At 46.4% G+C, this 19536-nt stretch carries 16 protein-coding genes; 5 read left to right on the top strand and 11 right to left on the bottom strand.

Annotated elements, in window-relative coordinates; all coding sequences use genetic code 11:
- Positions 1–67 precede the first annotated feature (67 nt).
- The 3 genes from PUN32_RS07450 to PUN32_RS07440 all read left to right on the top strand — a co-directional run bounded on the left by PUN32_RS07450 (position 68) and on the right by PUN32_RS07440 (position 3543).
- Positions 68–1006, top strand: coding sequence for a CorA family divalent cation transporter (locus PUN32_RS07450; RefSeq protein WP_274722480.1), 939 nt, complete (start codon positions 68–70; stop codon positions 1004–1006).
- A gap of 108 nt (positions 1007–1114) precedes the next feature.
- The gene (gene chrA / locus PUN32_RS07445) at positions 1115–2257 is read left to right on the top strand and encodes a chromate efflux transporter (protein ID WP_274722479.1); all 1143 of its coding nucleotides are present in this window, start codon (positions 1115–1117) and stop codon (positions 2255–2257) included.
- An 86-nt stretch (positions 2258–2343) separates the two neighbouring features.
- A complete protein-coding gene (locus PUN32_RS07440) occupies positions 2344–3543 on the top strand; it encodes an HD-GYP domain-containing protein (RefSeq protein ID WP_274722478.1) in 1200 nt (399 codons plus the stop codon).
- Positions 3544–3626: 83 nt separating this feature from the next.
- Here PUN32_RS07440 and ispH read toward each other — a convergent pair whose 3' ends face one another.
- The 5 genes from ispH to murJ form a co-directional block, all read right to left on the bottom strand.
- Entirely contained in the window at positions 3627–4589 is a 963-nt protein-coding gene (gene ispH, locus PUN32_RS07435) for a 4-hydroxy-3-methylbut-2-enyl diphosphate reductase (protein WP_274722477.1), read from the bottom strand.
- Positions 4590–4758: 169 nt separating this feature from the next.
- The gene (gene lspA, locus PUN32_RS07430; protein ID WP_274722476.1) at positions 4759–5274 is read right to left on the bottom strand and encodes a signal peptidase II; all 516 of its coding nucleotides are present in this window, start codon (positions 5272–5274) and stop codon (positions 4759–4761) included.
- Positions 5275–5289: 15 nt separating this feature from the next.
- Complete coding sequence (gene ileS, locus PUN32_RS07425) at positions 5290–8139, bottom strand: isoleucine--tRNA ligase (RefSeq protein ID WP_274722475.1); 2850 nt, start codon at positions 8137–8139, stop codon at positions 5290–5292.
- 30 nt (positions 8140–8169) lie between these two features.
- Positions 8170–9138 carry a bifunctional riboflavin kinase/FAD synthetase gene (ribF, locus tag PUN32_RS07420; RefSeq protein WP_274722474.1) on the bottom strand — a complete coding sequence of 323 codons (969 nt, stop codon included), beginning with the start codon at positions 9136–9138 and terminating at the stop codon, positions 8170–8172.
- 68 nt (positions 9139–9206) lie between these two features.
- The gene (gene murJ, locus PUN32_RS07415) at positions 9207–10769 is read right to left on the bottom strand and encodes a murein biosynthesis integral membrane protein MurJ (RefSeq protein WP_319946305.1); all 1563 of its coding nucleotides are present in this window, start codon (positions 10767–10769) and stop codon (positions 9207–9209) included.
- A gap of 257 nt (positions 10770–11026) precedes the next feature.
- Here murJ and rpsT point away from each other — a divergent pair, with 257 nt between their 5' ends.
- The gene (gene rpsT / locus PUN32_RS07410) at positions 11027–11287 is read left to right on the top strand and encodes a 30S ribosomal protein S20 (protein ID WP_166013544.1); all 261 of its coding nucleotides are present in this window, start codon (positions 11027–11029) and stop codon (positions 11285–11287) included.
- A gap of 133 nt (positions 11288–11420) precedes the next feature.
- On the opposite strand, the gene nhaR is transcribed toward rpsT, so the two are convergent.
- Positions 11421–12311 (bottom strand): transcriptional activator NhaR, encoded by an 891-nt coding sequence (nhaR, locus tag PUN32_RS07405; RefSeq protein ID WP_274722472.1) that lies wholly within the window; start codon positions 12309–12311, stop codon positions 11421–11423.
- 407 nt (positions 12312–12718) lie between these two features.
- Between nhaR and PUN32_RS07400 the strand changes: the two genes are divergently transcribed.
- Complete coding sequence (locus PUN32_RS07400; RefSeq protein ID WP_274722471.1) at positions 12719–13867, top strand: Na/Pi symporter; 1149 nt, start codon at positions 12719–12721, stop codon at positions 13865–13867.
- Positions 13868–13967: 100 nt separating this feature from the next.
- Here the strand turns inward: PUN32_RS07400 and PUN32_RS07395 are convergent, their stop codons facing one another.
- The 5 genes from PUN32_RS07395 to rppH are packed head-to-tail and all read right to left on the bottom strand — an operon-like array spanning position 13968 to position 19263.
- Positions 13968–14819 carry a thymidylate synthase gene (locus tag PUN32_RS07395; RefSeq protein WP_274722470.1) on the bottom strand — a complete coding sequence of 284 codons (852 nt, stop codon included), beginning with the start codon at positions 14817–14819 and terminating at the stop codon, positions 13968–13970.
- A gap of 9 nt (positions 14820–14828) precedes the next feature.
- On the bottom strand, positions 14829–15644 hold the full coding sequence (gene lgt / locus PUN32_RS07390) for a prolipoprotein diacylglyceryl transferase (protein ID WP_274722469.1): 816 nt from the start codon (positions 15642–15644) through the stop codon (positions 14829–14831).
- Positions 15645–15688: 44 nt separating this feature from the next.
- Entirely contained in the window at positions 15689–16483 is a 795-nt protein-coding gene (locus tag PUN32_RS07385; RefSeq protein ID WP_274722468.1) for a sulfite exporter TauE/SafE family protein, read from the bottom strand.
- A 9-nt stretch (positions 16484–16492) separates the two neighbouring features.
- Positions 16493–18739, bottom strand: coding sequence for a phosphoenolpyruvate--protein phosphotransferase (gene ptsP, locus PUN32_RS07380; RefSeq protein WP_274722467.1), 2247 nt, complete (start codon positions 18737–18739; stop codon positions 16493–16495).
- Positions 18740–18744: 5 nt separating this feature from the next.
- A complete protein-coding gene (gene rppH, locus PUN32_RS07375; RefSeq protein WP_166013550.1) occupies positions 18745–19263 on the bottom strand; it encodes an RNA pyrophosphohydrolase in 519 nt (172 codons plus the stop codon).
- Positions 19264–19536: the final 273 nt, after the last annotated feature.

Below are 19536 nucleotides of genomic sequence, written 5' to 3'. Positions count from 1 at the left end.
GGGCTTTGACTCTTCAGCACTGGATTGCTACTTTCTTGCCTATCTTAGAGAGAGAATGAGAGTCACTATGGAGTTTATTATCGATCATTGGCGTTTTAACGGTGCTGTTCCACAACGTCATCCTACTCAATTACAAAACCTACAAGCGGGAGATTGGTACCACTGCCAACGCGATGCCGCAGGGCTACGTGAATGGTTAATCGGTCAACAAATTCCAGCGTCAATTGTTGATAGCTTATTGGCCGAAGATACCCGCCCACTGTTTGAGCAATATGATGGACAAAACTTTTTGCTGATCTTGCGCGGAGTAAATTTAAGTGGCAATGCCGATCCTGCCGATATGCTAAGTATTCGCTTGCTGTATTACCGCGGTGTATTAATTTCAACCCGTAAAACAGCATCTAAAGCTATCAGCACGGTACGTGAAGCTTTAGAGCAAGGCCAAGGCCCAGCCGGCTTGGCAGAGCTGATCGTACGGGTGGTCGATGAGATCAACAAAAATATCGACATCTATCTGGATCAAATTGAAGAGAAAATCACTCAATTTGATGATGAGCTAGAACTCAGCAGCGATTTAATGCAAACCCACAAATCACTACTCAAACTCAAACGTTTCATCAAGCCACAACAATACGCTTTAGATGATTATCTCAACAGTGAAATGACGCTGGCACAAAACCAACATTTGCGCCTACGCCACAGTGTCAACACCGTGACGCGAATTAACGAAACGCTCGACTTCTTTTTGAGCGAGCTAGAAATCATCAAAGGTGAGTTACGCCAGTATCATGCTGAAAAAATGAACCAAAATACCTATTTATTTTCGGTGATTGCTGCAATTTTTCTACCCACCAGTTTCTTAACTGGCTTACTTGGGGTAAACGTTGGTGGAATTCCTGGTACCGACTCCCCTCTTGCCTTTGGGCTATTTTGTGCCGGACTGATGCTGATTTTCGGTTTGGAACTGTTGATACTGCGTCGACTACGTTTTTTCGAAAATAAATAGCCTTAGTTCAGTGTCATCAGCTTGTCATCGATAAAATGTAAGATAGAGATTTTGTCGATGACCGCTCTATTAGCGCTAGCAAACCTATTCAATACTGGTTCTCCTCCTATGTTATCTATTTTTAAAACTTTTTTTGCACTAGGTTGGGTGAGTTTTGGAGGCCCAGCGGCACATCTTGGTTACTTTCGTCACACTTTTGTGGATAAATTAGGCTGGCTGAGTGAACAACAATACGCACAATTTATCGCCTTAAGCCAATTTTTACCTGGTCCCAGTTCCAGCCAAGTTGGCTTTGCGATTGGCTATCATCGTGGCGGGATTGCTGGAGCTTGGGCGGCATTTCTCGGCTTCACGCTGCCCTCCGTATTGATCATGCTCCTGTTGGCTGGCTTGAGTCGCCATCTATGGCAAACACCTTTATTTACGGACATCACCCATGGTTTAAAACTGCTCGCGATTATTGTCGTGGCTGATGCGTGTTTGACCATGTACCGCAACTTTTGCCAACAACGCCTTACGGGAGCGCTATGTATTGTCACTGCAGTGACCATCAGTTTAGCGCCAAGTTTACCGAGCCAATTGGCGCTATTACTACTGGCGGCGCTGGCTGGCCAAGCTTATTTAGCACCTACAGCTCAGACATCATCAGCCAACTTTACTCCAGCTTGGCAACCATTGATCTTTTTCGCCCTATTATTATTCGGACTACCTATTTGCGCCGCGGGATCACCATGGCTCACACTGTTTAGCGATTTTTTCCAAGCTGGTAGTTTGGTATTCGGTGGCGGGCATGTCGTACTACCTCTACTACAGAGTACCTTTACTGATACCCTCTCAAGCGATCAATTCCTCACTGGCTATGCAGCAGCACAAGCGGTGCCCGGCCCGATGTTCACCTTAGCGACTTATCTTGGTTATCTGCTACGCCCTGAGATGCCGATCACAGCGGCTTTAACCGCCACCTTAGCGATATTTCTGCCCGGTTTTTTACTGCTATTAGGGGTATTAAAGCACTGGTCTAATCTGGCCCAGCGCTCGAAAATTGTCGGAGCGATGCATGGCGTAAATGCCTGTGTTGTCGGTTTGCTATTAGCAGCACTTTATCAACCGATTTGGAGTACCACGGTATACAATCCTCTCGACTGGTCAGCTATTATGGTTGGATTTTTTCTGTTTAAAACGCTACGAGTACCTTTGTTTGCCATGGTCATCGGCGCTCTACTGTTTGGCTTAATTCGCGGCCTTGTCTAGTGTAAAAGAAAAGTGTCAGTGCCAGTCGTCAACCCGCCAAAGCTTGTCTAAACTGAGTATATGATAGGCAAGCAAAGGGCGGTAACATGTACATCCAACCCCCAATCGGGCAGTTGCGTTATTATCCATCTGTGGGTTCGTTAAATACTTACTTCGTCAACATGCTTGAAAAAATAGCCGTTGAACTTCCTGATATTAAAAGAATTTCCTTCTCGCTGTATGACAAAAAAAAGGACTCGATCAAGACCTACGCCGATAGCTCTCAGGCCAGTCATGATTTTGTGCATTATGAATTTGCGCTTGCCGATTTGCCTTCACTGCAACAGATTAAACAGACTCAGACGGTACGCATTATTGATGACATGCCACAGCAGTTGCACAGTCAAACTCGCCATAATGAGTGGCTGCTCGAACACCAGTATCGCTCATCCTTCACTAAACCCATTTTTCACCAACAGGCTTTCGTCGGTTTCCTGTTCTTTAACTCATCAAAAGAGTACTACTTTACTCCACAAGTAATTGAACAGTTACAAGCCTATATTGACTTACTCCAGCAAGCTGTCTGCTGTGAATACGCACTGGTCCATTATCTGATCAAAAATGTCGAGCAGATGAAATCCAACTCACCGGATCATTGGCAATACATAAAACAACACAAAGAGCGCATTCGCCGCTATGCGCGTATCATTGCCCTTGATATTGCTGAGCAATATGCACTTGATGATGGGTTGATCGAGAACATCAGCCAATTTGCTACTTGCCATGATCTCGGTAAGTTAGCGTTACCTGCCGATTTGCTACAAAAAAATCCATCGCTCGCCAGCAGTGAAAGGCTGCAGATTTATCGTCACATTGAACATGGGATCGAGTTACTGAATAATGTGATTGAAAAGCTCGGCACTCCCCACCATCCTTGCCTTGCGGTACTGCGTGAAATCATGGCTTACCACCACGAGTTTTTAGATGGGAGTGGTTATCCGTTTGGTCTCACTCGTGAGCAGATCCCCATTCCGGCACGTATTGTGGCCGTCGCCAATATTTTTGATGCTCTCACGGCGCACCGTCCTTACCAGCAAGCGCAATCAATCACTCATACTTTGTTAGAACTTGAAAAAATGGTCAGCGAAGGCAAATTAGATCGTGACTGTGTCAATGCGTTACGTGAGAACCAAGAAGAGTTGAAGGCGATTGTCGGACGATTTCCTGATTTAGATCCGAAAGATGGTGAGGCAACCACGGATATGGATACAGCACTATCATCCAATCATAAGGTGACTTTGCTTTAAGCCCTCAACAATCAGCCATCAGCATTTAAGCATACGGCTCCCTGAATGGGAGCCGTATGTGTTCCAATTAAGCTCAAATCAGACTAATCCAGAGCTTTAATTTGTAGCTCTTTCGGTACTTCAAAAAACATATTCTCTTCACGCCCGAGCACCTCTTCCACCGAGTTGGCGCCGAGCGCTTTGATGCGATGCAAAATTTGATCGACTAATTGTTGTGGCGCAGAGGCGCCAGCCGTAACCCCGACCATCTTTGCTTGTTCAAACCATTGCGGATCAATATCTTGCGGACAATCAATTAAATAACTTGGTGTGCCAAGTTTTTCAGCCAACTCTTTCAAACGCGTTGAATTAGAAGAGTTTTTCGAACCGACCACCACCATCACATCCACTTGTGCCGCCAATAACCGTACTGCATCTTGACGGTTTTGAGTGGCATAACAAATGTCATCCTTACGTGGCCCTTGAATGTGCGGAAACACTCGGCGCAGTTCGTCAATCACGTCCGCCGTCTCATCGACCGATAGCGTAGTTTGACTCACATAATGCAGATGATTCGGATCTTTCACCTTCGCTTGTAGTGACAATACATCTTCTGGTTTTTCGACCAGATACATGCCACCCGAGTCACTGACATATTGCCCCATAGTGCCTTCTACTTCTGGATGCCCTGCATGGCCAATCAACACGACTTCCATGTGTTTACGGCTGGCACGCGCCACCTCCATATGCACTTTGGTCACCAGTGGGCAAGTGGCATCAAATACCGTCAGTGAACGCTCTTTGGCTTCTTGGCGCACAGCTTGTGAAACGCCATGAGCCGAAAAAATTACGATATTATGGTCAGGAACTTCATTTAATTCCTCAACAAAACAAGCGCCGCGCTGCTTTAACCCTTCAACCACAAAGCGGTTATGCACCACTTCATGGCGTACATAAATCGGCGGCTGATAAAGTTCAAGCGCGCGTTCAACAATGCTGATCGCACGATCGACACCGGCGCAGAAACCGCGAGGGTTAGCTAACAATATTTTCATGGGCTTGCTCATTGCTCATCGTTATGGAGGGATTGTAGACCAAACCTTTTAGCAGAAAAAATCTCCATGCCATGCTGAGGCCTACATCAAATCCCAGCCTTTATAATAAAAAGCGCTCTCCGAATCAACGGACAGCGCTTATGGTTATTCACCGTAATCAACCGACAACTAGACAGTACGCTTAAGACTGTGGTGGTGCTTTTTTATCTACTCGAAAACTATCGAGAATGATCATCGCCGCTCCGATACAGATCGCACTATCGGCTAAATTAAAGGCTGGCCAATGGTAGCTAGCCCAATAAAAATCGAGATAGTCGACCACAAAACCATGCACAACACGGTCGAATACATTACCGAGTGCACCACCAATAATCAGCGCATAAGCGATATTATTCCACTTATCACTGGCCGGTAGACGACGCATCCAGTAGGTGAGCATTCCGGTCACCGCAAAAGCGATGCCAGTAAACAGCCAACGCTGCCAACCTTGCTGATCGCTCAGAAAACTAAATGCGGCGCCGTAATTATGCACATACAGCAGGTTAAAGAATGGGAGGATCTCAATGCGATTCCCCCAGCCATAACCCATATTGTTCATCACGACCCACTTAATCGTAATATCAGCAATGAACATCAGCAGCGCTAGCCATAGCCAGCGCAATCCGGATTGTTTAACACTCAGTGGCAAATTTGACATGATGCTCAGCCTAAGTTACGCAAATTGACGAACTTCACCTTCACCCTCAACGTTAGTCACACAGCGGCCACAAATCGTGGTATGGCCAGCTAGCGTTCCTACATCAGGGGTATGATGCCAGCAGCGATCACACTTCTCAGCTTCAGTTTTGTTCACTTGCAACCACAAGCCATCAATTTCAGTTGCCTGTGCAGCATCACCCTTCTCTGCCAATGGTTTAACCACCGCTTGTGATGTCAGCAGCACAAAGCGTAGCTCATCACCCAGTTTCGCAAGCTTGCTTGCCAACGCTTGATCGGCAAACAACACCAATTCGGCTTGCAATGAACCACCGATCCGCTTTTCGTTACGTGCATTTTCTAGCAGCTTATTCACCGCGCCACGCACTTGCTGGATTTCATCCCAAAATGCGTTATTAAGCTCTTCACCTTCCGCCAGACCAAATAAGCCATCAAACCATTCGCTAGTAAACACAAACTGATCACGTTGGCTGCCATCGGCTTGTTGTGCTGGCATCGCATTCCAAATTTCATCCGCCGTAAACGACATAATTGGCGCCATCCAACGCACCAGTGCTTCAACAATGAAGAACAAAGCGGTTTGACAACTACGCTGCGCATGGCCACCACGCTTGGCGGTGTATTGACGATCTTTGATCACATCAAGATAGAAGGAGCCCATCTCGATTGAACAGAAGTTCATCAAACGTTGTACCACGGTATGCAGGTTATAATCTTGATAAGCTTGGATGATCTCTTGCTGTGCAGCGAGTGCACGGCCAACTGCCCAGCGATCTAACGCCACCATCTCGGCAACCGGTACAATATCGGTGCTTGGATTAAAGCCATTTAAGTTAGCCAGGAAGAAGCGCGCGGTATTACGAATACGACGATACGCATCTGCTGAACGCTTAAGGATCTCGTCGGAAACCGCCACTTCACCGGTATAATCGGTGGAAGCAACCCACAGACGCAGAATGTCCGCACCGAGCTTATTGGTCACATCTTGCGGCGCAACCACGTTACCCACCGATTTCGACATTTTACGACCGTGACCATCAACCACGAAACCGTGCGTTAACACTTCTTTGTAAGGTGCTTGACCTTTCATTGCGATAGAAGAGATCAGTGAGGATTGGAACCAACCACGGTGTTGATCGGAACCTTCTAGGTACATATCCGCTTGTGCGCCATTGAATTCGCTCCGCGCATCCACCACGGCAGAGTGAGTCACACCAGAGTCAAACCATACGTCTAGAGTATCCAGTACCTTCTCATAGTTGGCCGCATCTTCTGCGCCCAGTAGCTCCGCAGTATCTAGATCCCACCATGCTTGAATACCTTTTTGCTCAACCAGTTGTGCCACTTTCTCAATCAGCTCAGCGCTGTTAGGGTGCAGTTCCGCGGTTTCTTTATGAACAAAGAGAGCAATCGGCACGCCCCAAGTACGCTGCCGTGAAATACACCACTCAGGGCGACCAGCAACCATGCCTTCAATTCGGCTTTGACCCCAATCCGGCATCCATTGCACACCTTTGATCGCGCTCAGTGCTTGTTCACGCAGACCTGCTTGCTCCATCGAGACAAACCATTGCGGTGTGGCACGGAAGATGATCGGCGTTTTGTGACGCCAACAGTGTGGGTAACTGTGCTCATACGCGTGATGATGCAGCAGTGCGCCGCGCTCTTTGAGCACCTCTAACACTGAATCATTGGCTTTAAATACATGCTGACCGGCAAACAGTTCAGTATCGGCCAGATAGACACCATTTGAACCGACTGGGTTGGCGACTTCCAAACCGTAGTGTTGACCAACCGCAAAGTCTTCTTGACCATGACCCGGCGCAGTATGTACCACACCCGTACCAGAATCGGTGGTCACGTGATCGCCTAAAATAGCCGGTACGGTAAAGGCATAGAATGGATGTTGGAACTGGGCTAATTCCAGATCGGCACCACTTGCGAAACCAAGGTTATGGAAATGCTGAATGCCCGCACGATCCATCACCGATTTGGCCAGTTCAGAGGCGACAATAATCCGCTCTGGTTGCTCACCTTCCACTTGGATCAATACGTATTCTAAATCTGCACGCAGACACACTGCGCGGTTAGCCGGCAAGGTCCAAGGTGTGGTAGTCCAAATAACAATCGACACATCACCTTGACCTTCATGGCCCGCTTTAAGGTCAAACTTAGCCAGTAGCGCGGCTTCGTCAGCGGCTTTAAAGCGCACATCAATCGAAGGCGAGACTTTGTTTTTGTACTCCACTTCCGCTTCAGCCAGTGCTGAACCACAATCGGTACACCAGTGAACTGGTTTAAAACCTTTGAGCAAATGACCATTATCGGCAATTTTACCCAATGCACGGATAATGTTGGCTTCAGTGATAAAATCCATGGTGCGGTAAGGCTTATCCCACTCGCCCAAAATACCGAGCCGTTTGAAGCTCTCTTTTTGACCTTCAACTTGACCCGCCGCGTATGCACGACATTTTTCACGAAATTCAGCTGCGGTGATTTTTTGCCCTGGCTTGCCAACTTTTTTCTCTACCATCAATTCGATCGGTAGACCGTGGCAATCCCAGCCCGGAATATAAGGCGCATCAAAGCCAGAAAGGGTTTTCGATTTAATAATCGCGTCTTTAAGAATCTTGTTCAGAGCGTGGCCAATGTGAATATCACCGTTGGCATACGGAGGGCCATCGTGCAATACGAAAGATTTTTTGCCTTTTTTAGCCTGACGGATCGCACCGTACAGATCTTGTTGATACCAACGTTGCAACATTTCTGGCTCACGCTTGGCCAGATCACCGCGCATTGGAAACCCTGTTTCAGGAAGGTTCAGGGTATCTTTATAATCACTCATCGATTCTTAATTCCGTTATATTGGGCGAAGTTAGACATGATGTTGTTGGGTGGAATCAACCGAACAACCCTTAAGCTGCAGCAGCCACACCCTTGCGGCTTCAGCATCCAATTCAATTTGTTGTTTTAATGCCTCAAAAGAGGCGAATTTGCGCTCATCACGTAGTTTATGTAATAGCGCGACTTCCAACTGCTTGCCATATAGGTTGCCGTGAAAGTCAAAAAAATGCACTTCAAGCTGTTGGCGCACCCCATTCACGGTTGGCCGAGAACCAATATTGGCCACCCCAGCAATCGGCATCGTATCTAGACCGTACGCTTCAACCACATACACACCAGACACGGGGGAAACACAACGCTTAAGCGGAATATTGGCCGTAGGAAAACCGATAGTCCGGCCCAATTTTTGCCCATGCGAGACACGGCCACTAATACTGTAATTACGCCCCAACATCGCAGCCGCTTGCAGTAACTGATCCGCAGCTAACGCCTCACGAATTGCCGTGCTGCTGACCCGTTGTTGTTGCCAACAGAAACTTTGCGTGCTGACGACTTCAAAACCGAATGTTTGCCCAGCTTGCTGTAACAGAGCGAAGTCACCTTTGCGCTGTTGACCGAAGCAAAAGTCATCACCAACCACCAGAAACTTAACACCCAAACGGGCCACCAACAAGTCAGCAATAAAGCGCTCAGCATTCCACTCGGCGAAGTGGTGATTAAAATTCACACACAACAACCGATCTACCCCAAGTTTACTCAATTGTACAAACTTATCGCGCAGCCGAGTCAGGCGCGCTGGAGCTTGCTGTTTAGCAAACAACTCTAAAGGTTGAGGTTCGAAGGTCATCACCACTGCGGGTAATCCCATCTGTTTTGCTCGTTGTACCACCTGATTAAGCACTTGTTGATGGCCGAGATGAACCCCATCAAAATTACCAATCGTCAGCACACAGCCATGATGGTGAGATTGAATGTTATGAATACCGCGTATTAATTCCATCGGGAAATGCTTAAAACCTATATTTGAGTTCTCGTGGAGCGAAACTGGCGGATTATACCTAAAATTCACTACTCTGTCGCCGCTTTTAAGTGTTTGAGACGTATGCCTAGTAACAGTAAAACCGCCAAATAGCTCGCAGCGCCAAGCACAATTAGCCCACTGAGGATTAACGCGCGCTGGCTAATTCCCCAACTCAACCACGTGGCCATACTGGCTTGCTGCCATAACATAATCCCCGTCATGACGGCCCCCGCGATAATTAAACGCAACACAAACCACAATGTTTGGCTGGTAAGTTGATACACACCTTGTCGGTGCAAACCACCATAAAGCAGAGTCATATTAAGTAAAGCTGACATAGAAGTTGCAATGGCTAATCCGACATAACCATAAAACCAAGCAAAAATCGCGTTGAGTACAATATTGCTGAGCATGGCAATAATGCCATAACGTACTGGTGTTTTGATGTCCTGCCGCGAGTAATAACCAGGCGCTAATATTTTGATCAGCATAAAACTCAGCAAACCCGATGAATAAGCCAGCAGTGAATAAGAGGCTTGTTGTACATCATTGGCGGTAAATTCACCGCGCATAAACAGCACCATCAACATGGGTTTAGCCAACACCATCAAACCAAGCATGGCCGGAATGCCAAGAAACATCACCATACGGATCCCCCAATCCATGGTATGGGCAAACCCTGCACTATGGGCATTGACATGTTTGCGCGACAACGCTGGTAGAATCACGGTGGCGATCGCAATTCCAAATAAGCCCAGAGGAAATTCCAGTAAACGATCAGAATAGTACAGCCAACTGATTGAGCCGGTCTGCAGAAAACTGGCCACAAAAGAATCAAACAGCAGGTTAATTTGACTGACCGATACCCCAAACAACGCTGGGATCATCAGTGTGCGAATTTTCACCACTCCAGGATCGCGCCACGCCCATTTCGGCTTAACCAGCACACCAGCTTTGATCAAAAAAGGCAATTGAAATAAAAACTGAACTAAACCACCTAAAAACACACCAATTGCCAATCCAATCTCAGGCTGTGCCAGATTGGGCGAGAGATACCAAGCGCAGAGTATCATCATCACATTTAAGAAAACGGGGGTAAAAGAAGCGACCGCAAACTTACCTAATGTGTTTAAAATCGCCCCTGATAGAGCAACAAAGGTAATAAACCATAAATAGGGAAAAGTAATTTTCAAAAGTAGACTGGCTAACTCAAATTTGCCCGCCGCGGGGCCATCATTGAGCCAATCGAGAAACCAACCAGCACCAAAGAGTGCGGTCACCGCACCGGATCCAAGCACCCCAATCAACGTGACAATTGTTACTAAAACACCTAAGGTTCCAGAGACTCGTGCAATCAATTCGCGGGTTTTATGCATATCGCCCGAGGCATGATACTCGGTTAATACTGGTACAAAGGCTTGAGAGAAAGCCCCTTCAGCAAATAATCGGCGTAAGAAATTGGGAATTCGATTGGCAAAAAAGAACACGTCAGCGCTCGCGCCTGCCCCCATCAAATTGGCCACCACCACATCACGTACTAAACCTAAAACACGAGAAATCAAAGTCATAGCACTAACAATCATGCCTGACTTGAGTAAGCGTTTACTCACAGTAACCTCGAACAAACAGTCAAAACCAAATTATCTGATTCGAAAGCATAAGAATGTCATCGTGAGATCAGATAAGTATTAGCATTGGTAAAAAAATGCTGATAGAATCCCCGCCATCTTAACCGCGAAGGCTCTCCGATACCAAGTTTGTTTGGTTCAGTTGGGTTTTTGCACAAATCATTTGACATTAAAGAGCAAATCGGGGATATTTCCCGCCCTTAAAATGTCACCGAACTATGTTTTTGGGAGTTAGACCCTTGGCAAATAACAAATCTGCTAAGAAGCGCGCTATCCAAGCTGAGAAACGTCGCCAGCACAATGCTAGCCGTCGTTCTATGATGCGCACTTACATGAAGAAAACTGTTGCTGCAATCGCTGCTGGCGACAAAGAAGCTGCAACTGCTGCATTCGCAGTAGTTACACCAATCCTAGACCGTATGGCGACTAAAGGCCTTGTTCACAAGAACAAAGCTGCTCGTCACAAGTCTCGCTTTGCTGCTGCGATCAAAGCTCTGTAATTGAGTTTTAAACCAGCAATAAAAACCGGCTTAATGCCGGTTTTTTTATTGCTGTGATTTATTCTGTGGCCATCACAGTAACGACATGGCTAATCGAATGTCGATCAAATAGCCAATTCATCACTCTCGATAACTATAAAAACAAGTTGCTAAAATCCGCATCACACACATTTTTTACCGCCGGATGTTGGATCATGCGCTCGGCAAAAATCACGTAATACTCTTCTTTGATCTCATCGACATGACCAATCAGCTTGAGTGACGATTCAGCATCGACCTCGGACACATAAAATGATGGTGCCATAAATACCGCATCACTATGGTAAATCGCAAATGCCTTCATTAACGCCGAATCATCAAATTCACCGAGGATATTCGGTTGTAATCCTTGTCGATCAAACCATTGCCTTACTTTGCGCCCCATAGCGGTACGACTGCCAGGCAACAGTAACTTTTTATGTTCTAGGATCGCCGGAAAAGGCACTAAGCCGACGTCACCAAAACTAAAGAAACTCATTCGGCTTTCACCGAGTTTTTTACTAAACAAACCCGGACTTTGGCTTGAATCAACAGGGCAATCAGACAAGATCATATCCAATTTATGCTGCGCCAGCTGCTCTAACAACATTTCGTGAGTCGATTCGAAACAACGTAAGTGGATCCGATTATCGTTAGGCATTGAAGTGAGCAAAATTTTACTCACCAATCTTTTTGATAAAGCATCCGCCACCCCAATATCAAACAATACGTTGGAACGTTGGCTGTAGTTGACGATATCTAACATTTCATAACTCAAGCCAAACATGCGATCAGCATATTTAAACACCAATTGCCCCAATTCCGTGGCTTCAATGCTACGACCATTGCGCTTGGTTAATTTGCCATCAAGACGATCTTCGAGGGCTTTAATCTGTCCGGTAACCGTTTGTGGCGTTAAAAATAAGGCATCTGCCGCCTTAGTCACCGAGCCTTGCTTGCATACCATCCAGAAGTAATAGAGGTGATTGTAATTAAGATGAGACATGGCTTGTGGCACCCAATAAAAACCAAACCGTTTTATAACAGATGCGTTCTGTTATCACAATAAATTCGAATAAACCGAATAAAACGACAAATAACACTGAATTTTTCCACAACAAAAATCAACCAATCGTCATATTATGAATATGTAACACTTGGCTTTATTCGACTTATTGCAACTTTATTGCCGATCTCCCCATTCGAGCGCATCCCTTACCAGCGCTTGCTATCCCTTTAAAATCAGCAAGATAAAAAAATCAAATTGGCTAAGCTTTTAAGTCAGCGGCAAAATTGGATCAATTAATTGCCGATTACACCAAAGTGTCATATTAGTGAAATATTTCCACTCTACCATCGGCCTCGAATTGAATAACCGACCGCACCTTTAAATAACGGTCCACGGAGAAAATGATGATAAACCAAGCAACTTCCCCAACAGCGTCAATTTCGCTGACGACGAAGAGCCTGCGCTGGGCAAACTTGGCTTTCATGCTGTATCTACTACTTCTTGCTGTCGCGATGGTCGGCAGTGGTTTTAAATGGGCGACTGGCGATCAAGCTAAAGTTCTGTTTGAATTTGCTTCACACCCAGTTGCGGGATTAATGATTGGTTTAGTGGCCACCGCCCTGATCCAATCCTCAAGTACCGTCACTTCGATTATTGTTGGCTTAGTCGCCGGAGGTTTACCGGTTGAGACAGCGATTCCAATGGTGATGGGCGCTAATATTGGTACTACCGTTACCAATACCTTGGTCAGCCTAGGTCACGTGCGTTGTAAAGAGGAATTCCGCCGTGCGTTCGCCAGTGCCACTATCCACGATTTTTTCAACCTGTTAGCAGTCGTGATTTTCCTACCTCTCGAAATGATGTTTGGTATCTTAGCCAAAGTGTCACACTGGTTGGTATCACCATTGCTGGCAACCGGCGATATGAGCATGAAAGGCTTAGATTTTATCAAGCCGATTACTAAGCCTGTACTCAGCACTCTTGAAAGCCAACTTGCGTTTCTGGGTTATCCATTAGGTGGAGTTGCGCTTATTGTGCTCGGTATTGCGACCATTTTTGTGGCGATTACCGTAATGGGTAAACTGATGAAAAGCCTGATGGTAGGCCGAGCCCGTGAAATCTTACAAAATGCCATCGGCCGTGGTCCGCTGCACGGAATTGCATCAGGTACTGTAGTAACGGTACTGGTACAATCTTCGTCAACGACAACCAGCCTGATGGTGCCTTTGGTCGGTTCTGGTGTATTAAAGATCCGCGAAATCTACCCATTCACGCTAGGTGCCAATATCGGTACTTGTATCACCGCACTACTTGCGGCAACAGCGGTTTCAGGTGAGTTTGCGGTATTTGCTCTACAAATTGCTTTGGTACACTTATGCTTTAATTTACTGGCAACTGTAGTGATCTATGGTATTCCATTCCTGCGCGAACTGCCGATCAAAGGGGCTGAGCTGATTTCAACTTGGGCATGTAAAAATAAAATGGTGGTGCTTGCCTACTTACTGGGTGTATTTGTGGTCATTCCAGGTGCAATCCTCGCTTTAACAGCTTAAGCCTTATTGACTATCGATGGATAAAAAAGCGCCCATAATTTGGGCGCTTTTGCTGTTTGGCGATCTCAAACACAATTTATTGCTCTAGCCTGTGTTGCCTTTAGACCGAAAACGGATATTGAATCGAGTCATGGAACTGGTATCCCGTTACCTCAAAATCATCCAAAGTGACCCAAGTTTCCAAATCATGCAGCGTTTTGATCTCAGGATTGATATGGAACTGAGGCGCAGCGAGTGGCTCACGTTTAAGCTGCACATCACGCATCAAGGCTAACTGATCTTGATAAATATGAGCATTGACGATCTTATGGTAAGCCATACCCGGTTTTTTACCGGTGATCTGCGCCATGAAGGCCAACAACACATAGACTTGAACCATGTTGAAATTGAGCCCAAGCGGGACATCACACGAACGCTGAGTACTATTGAGATATAAGGTATCCCCTAATAACGAAAAGTGATGGCTGTACATACAGGGACGCAAACAGCCCATGTGAAACTCACCTGGATTGTAAAAATTAAGGATCTCACCTCGGTCATCCACTCCACGCGTCAAATCATCGACAATTTTTTGCAATTGGTCGATATGCCCGCCATCAGGTTTAGCCCACGCTCGACCCTGTACGCCATAAACTCGTCCCATATCATCCTCACCTTTACGATAAGGATTACTCAACCAAGCTTGATTCAAGTTCGCATTGGCGTCCCAAGTTTTGGTGCCTAACTGACGAAAATCGGCGGCGTTATCATAGCCACGAATGTAGCCCAGTAATTCCGCGACCGCCGCTTTCCAAAAACTCTTACGGGTTGTCACCAGTGGAAACTGATTATTGGCAACATCATAAGTCAAATCGGCGTTAATCACGGTTAAACACCGTTTGCCAGTGCGTTCATTTTCAACCCAAACACCTTGATCGACGATGCGCTGACAAAGTTCTAAATATTGTTTCACCTAACTACCCTATTTTGCTACGACACGATCTTGATAGCGACCACGTTTGTAAGACCACACCACCATCAACATCCCGATGATCACCATCGGTAAAGAGAGGATTTGCCCCATCGAAATGAAGCCACCAAACAGACCTAACTGCGCATCCGGCTCACGCACATATTCCACTAAGAAACGGAAACTACCATAGCCGGCTAAAAACAAGCCAGACACACTACCAAGCGGACGCGGTTTGGCGATAAACCAATTGAGGATCAAAAACAGTACCCCCCCCTCTAAAGCAAACTCATAAAGCTGCGAAGGATGACGTGGCAGCGGTCCCCCATTGGGGAACACAAAGGCCCAAGGCACATCCGTTACCCGTCCCCACAATTCACTGTTCATAAAGTTGCCAATCCGCCCCATGCCCAATCCAAATGGCACTAAGGGCGCAACAAAATCAGCCACGCCAAAGAAAGTGCGCTGGTTTTTGTGGGCATACCAGGCCATCGCAGCGATCACACCCAGTAAGCCACCGTGAAATGACATACCACCGGTCCAGATTTGAAACAGATAGATTGGGTCGGCAAGGAACAGATCGAAATTGTAAAACAGTACATAACCGACTCGCCCACCAACCACCACACCGAGAAAACCAGCAAACAACAGATCGGAGACTTGTTCACGGCTCCAACCACTAGCTGGCCGCTCGGCGCGACGATTCGCCAACCACATCGCAAATAAAAAACCGACCAGATACATTAAACCATACCAACGCACCGCCAGCGGGCCGATAGAAAACAGTACTGGGTCAATATTAGGAAACTGCAGGTAACCCTCGGGCATAACAAACCTTCTCTTGTAAAATAGTAATGCCATGATTTATGGCGTTATTGAAATAACATGGTCACAGCAACACACATTAAAAAAATCGCAAATAACTTCTTCAACTGTGCCGTCGGTATTTGACTGGCGAGCTTAGCACCAATCCGCGTGGTCAGGATTGAGGTCGTCGCAATCGCCAGCAAAGCGGGCAGATAAACATAGCCAATACTGTATGGTGGCAAATTTTCGAGCTGATAACCTTGCCAAATAAACCCCGCCATGCCCGCAATGGCAATCGCAAAGCCACAGACTGAAGAACAGCCAACCGCTTTTTTCATCTCAATGCCATGTCGATTTAAAAATGGCACCGATAACGAGCCACCACCGATCCCTGCCAAACTTGAAACCACACCGATCCCTGTGCCACATAGCGTAGTCAGTAAAGCATTGGGCATTGGATAATCATGCGAGAGACGAATCGAACGAAACATTTGCCAACTCAATACCAAGACGATTCCCCCAAATACCTTGGGCAGATATTGACTGGGGATCAGTTCAGCTAGCAGCGCGCCGCCAAAGCCGCCGATCACTACCCCAGGCATTAACCATTTGACCACAAACAGATCAACATTACCCAGCTTGAGATGATTGAACGCCGCCGAGCCAGAGGTGACAATAATGGTCGCTAACGAAGTAGCTAAAGCCACTTGCATCACCATATCCAGCGCAATACCAGCGGAGGGCAATAAAAATAACAGCACGGGGACAACCAATAAACCACCGCCAATCCCGAGCAAACCAGCCAACACCCCGACCACAGCACCTAATAGCAACAGTAATGCTAAGAGTTCAAGATTCACATTCGGTTCCTATTGTTTACCTGCACGCACAAAATCTGCAAATCCCTGCTGTTCGATATACGACACCATCATATTGTAGATTGTACGTCCATAGGGTTGGCTTACTGCTTGTTCGGCAAGTTGCTTGAGTTCAGCCAATTGCGAATGACGCACCAAATATTTTACCTTGGCGATATTCGAAGCATTCATACTTAAGGTGGTATAACCAAGCCCTATCAGCAGTAAAGCCCCTATCGGATCGCCGGCTAACTCACCACAAACACACACCGGAATACGATGAATGGCACAAGTGACTTGGATCTGTTTGAGCGCCATCACCACCGCTGGATGCATCGATTCATACACATCCGCCACTCGCGCATTGTTACGATCCACGGCCAGTAAGTATTGGGTTAAATCATTGCTGCCAACCGATACAAAATCAATTTTGTCAGCGATCAGCGGTAATAAATAGAGCATGGAAGGCACTTCAAGCATGATGCCAATTTTCGGCATCACCACGCGCGGATCCAACTGTGAAACCTCTTGATAGGCTTGATCGATAAACTTTAGCGCATCATCCAGCTCTTTCGCGCCCGAAATCATCGGCAGCAAAATGGATAAATTGCCAGATTCTGCGCTCGCTTTGATCATGGAACGCAACTGAATAATGAAAATGTCAGGGTGATCTAAGGTGAAGCGAATGCCACGCCAACCAAGAAATGGATTATCCTCTTCAATTGGCAAATAGGGCAAAGGTTTATCACCACCAATATCGAGGGTACGCATCACCACCGATTGATGAGGGTACATATTTAACACTTGGCGGTATTGTTGCGTTTGCTCTTGCTCGGAAGGAAAACGATGCTGCAATAAGAACGAGATTTCGGTGCGATACAGCCCAACCCCATCAACACCTTGATTAATCACACTGCTAGTGTCAGCGTTAAGTCCGGCATTCAATAATAGCTCAATTCTTGCACCATCTAACGTTACTGCAGGCTCATGGATCGCCTCATTGACCATCTGTGCCAACTCACGCTCTTCACTGGCCAAGGTGCGATATTCATTCAGAATGCTTTTCGATGGGGTAATAAATAACTTGCCACGATAACCATCGACAATACCTTGCTTGGTATTGATATCACGCAGGTTGACCGAGACTCCCATCACCGCAGGGATGCCTAATGCACGCGATAAAATCGCGGCATGGGAATTCGCGGCCCCTTCCAGTGAAACGACCGCTAACAACTTGTCTTTCGGTAACGCGGCTAAAACGGTTGCGGTCAGCTCTCGCACCACCAAGATCACGGGTTTATCGATTTTTGGCTCGCTTGTCTCAGTATTGAGCAAGAAAAACAGTAAGCGCTGGCCTAATTCACGAATATCTTGCGCCCGTTCACGCAGATAAACATCGGACATGCGCGCAAAACGGTTTGAATAACTTTCCACCACTTGGCGCAGCGCCCAATCTGCGCGATCGCCTTTTTGGATCTGCGCTTTGAGATCTTTGCGCAACATTGGATCATTGAGCAGGTGAGTAAATAAATCAAAGATAGCCAACGCTTCTTTGTTGATGTCATTATCGAGTTTTTTACGCATATGCCGAAAGTCAGCCAGCGCACTCTCAACCGCTAACGCGATACGCCCCTGCTCAAGATCGATATCAAGGGTTGAGGCCGGTAACACTTCGGCTAGATCGGGTTGAGTATCATCCCACCAAAACTCACCAATCGCGACGCCAGAAGAAGCCGCAACCCCAGTGATTGCAGGTTGTTTTTTCGATAAACGCCACTGGCCTTGAGTTTGAGCGTGGGCAACGAGCACCGCCAACTGGGCGGCAAGGGTGACTAAAAAAGAAACTTCCATTTCGCTAAACAAACGAGGCGACTTTTGCTGCACCACCAAGACGCCAAGCACTTGTTTGCGATAGATGATCGGCGTCCCCAGGAAAGAGTGATACACCTCTTCACCGAGTTGCTTAAAATATTTGAAATTAGGATGCTTTGATGCTTCAGCCAGATTAATCGGCTCAGCGCTACGCTTGACTAAACCGACCAAACCTTCATCAAAATCAATGTGAATTTTATCGCCTTTGAACTTCAGCCCTTGAGTTGCCATCAGCTCTAAACGATGCATCTCTTCGTTAGCTAAGTAGACCGTACAGCATTCCGTGTTCATCGCTTCACACGTCTGCTTGACAAAAATATCCAAGGCTTGATGGACATCTTCGACCTTTGAAACTTGCTCTACTATATCCCTTAGCTGAGAAAGCATGCGGCTTAACCTCTATAAGTGTTGCGTTTACCCTTCACTTTTCGCTCTTTAAATGGCATCGCCAATGAAACAAACTCTTTCATAGCGCGACGATACACATCACGCTTAAACGATACCACTTGCCTAACTGGGTACCAGTAACTTACCCAGCGCCAACCATCAAACTCAGGCGAACTACCACGTTGCATGTTGATTCTCGATTCATCACATTCTAAACGCAGCAAGAACCATTTCTGTTTTTGTCCGATACAGACCGGTTGCGAATCCCAACGCACCAAACGCTTGGGTAACTTATAACGCAGCCAATGACGACTGGTCGCAATCACTTTAACGTCTTTCTTGGTCAGCCCAACCTCTTCGTACAATTCACGATACATGGCCTGTTCTGGAGATTCTCCATCATCAATCCCGCCTTGTGGGAACTGCCATGAGTGTTGCCCGTATCGTTTTGCCCAGAAAACCTGACCATGGTTGTTACAGATCACAATCCCGACATTCAGTCGGTAACCATCGCCATCGATCACTGGCAAACCTCTAGTAACTTGTTTAATTGCGCTGATTTTTCCACATATCCCCAAACGGAGCAAACTTACTATTGTGATTCCTTCGATATTTATCGGTAAATCGGCGAAAAAAACTAAATCCGGCTTAAAAACTAAGTTATCAACAACTTTACGAGACATTCCGCACATTTATGCACGTTTTCTGTGAATAACCATGTGAAAAAACTTTGAGGTTGTGCAAAAAAATTTTTTTTTAACGGAATAGCAACCAATAAAAACAGCCAATCAAAAACA

The sequence above is a fragment of the Vibrio chanodichtyis genome (assembly GCF_028863985.1).
Classification (GTDB): Bacteria; Pseudomonadota; Gammaproteobacteria; order Enterobacterales; family Vibrionaceae; genus Vibrio; species Vibrio chanodichtyis.
The sequence above is the reverse complement of the archived record's forward strand: the minus strand, read 5'-3'. Positions and strand labels throughout refer to the sequence as shown.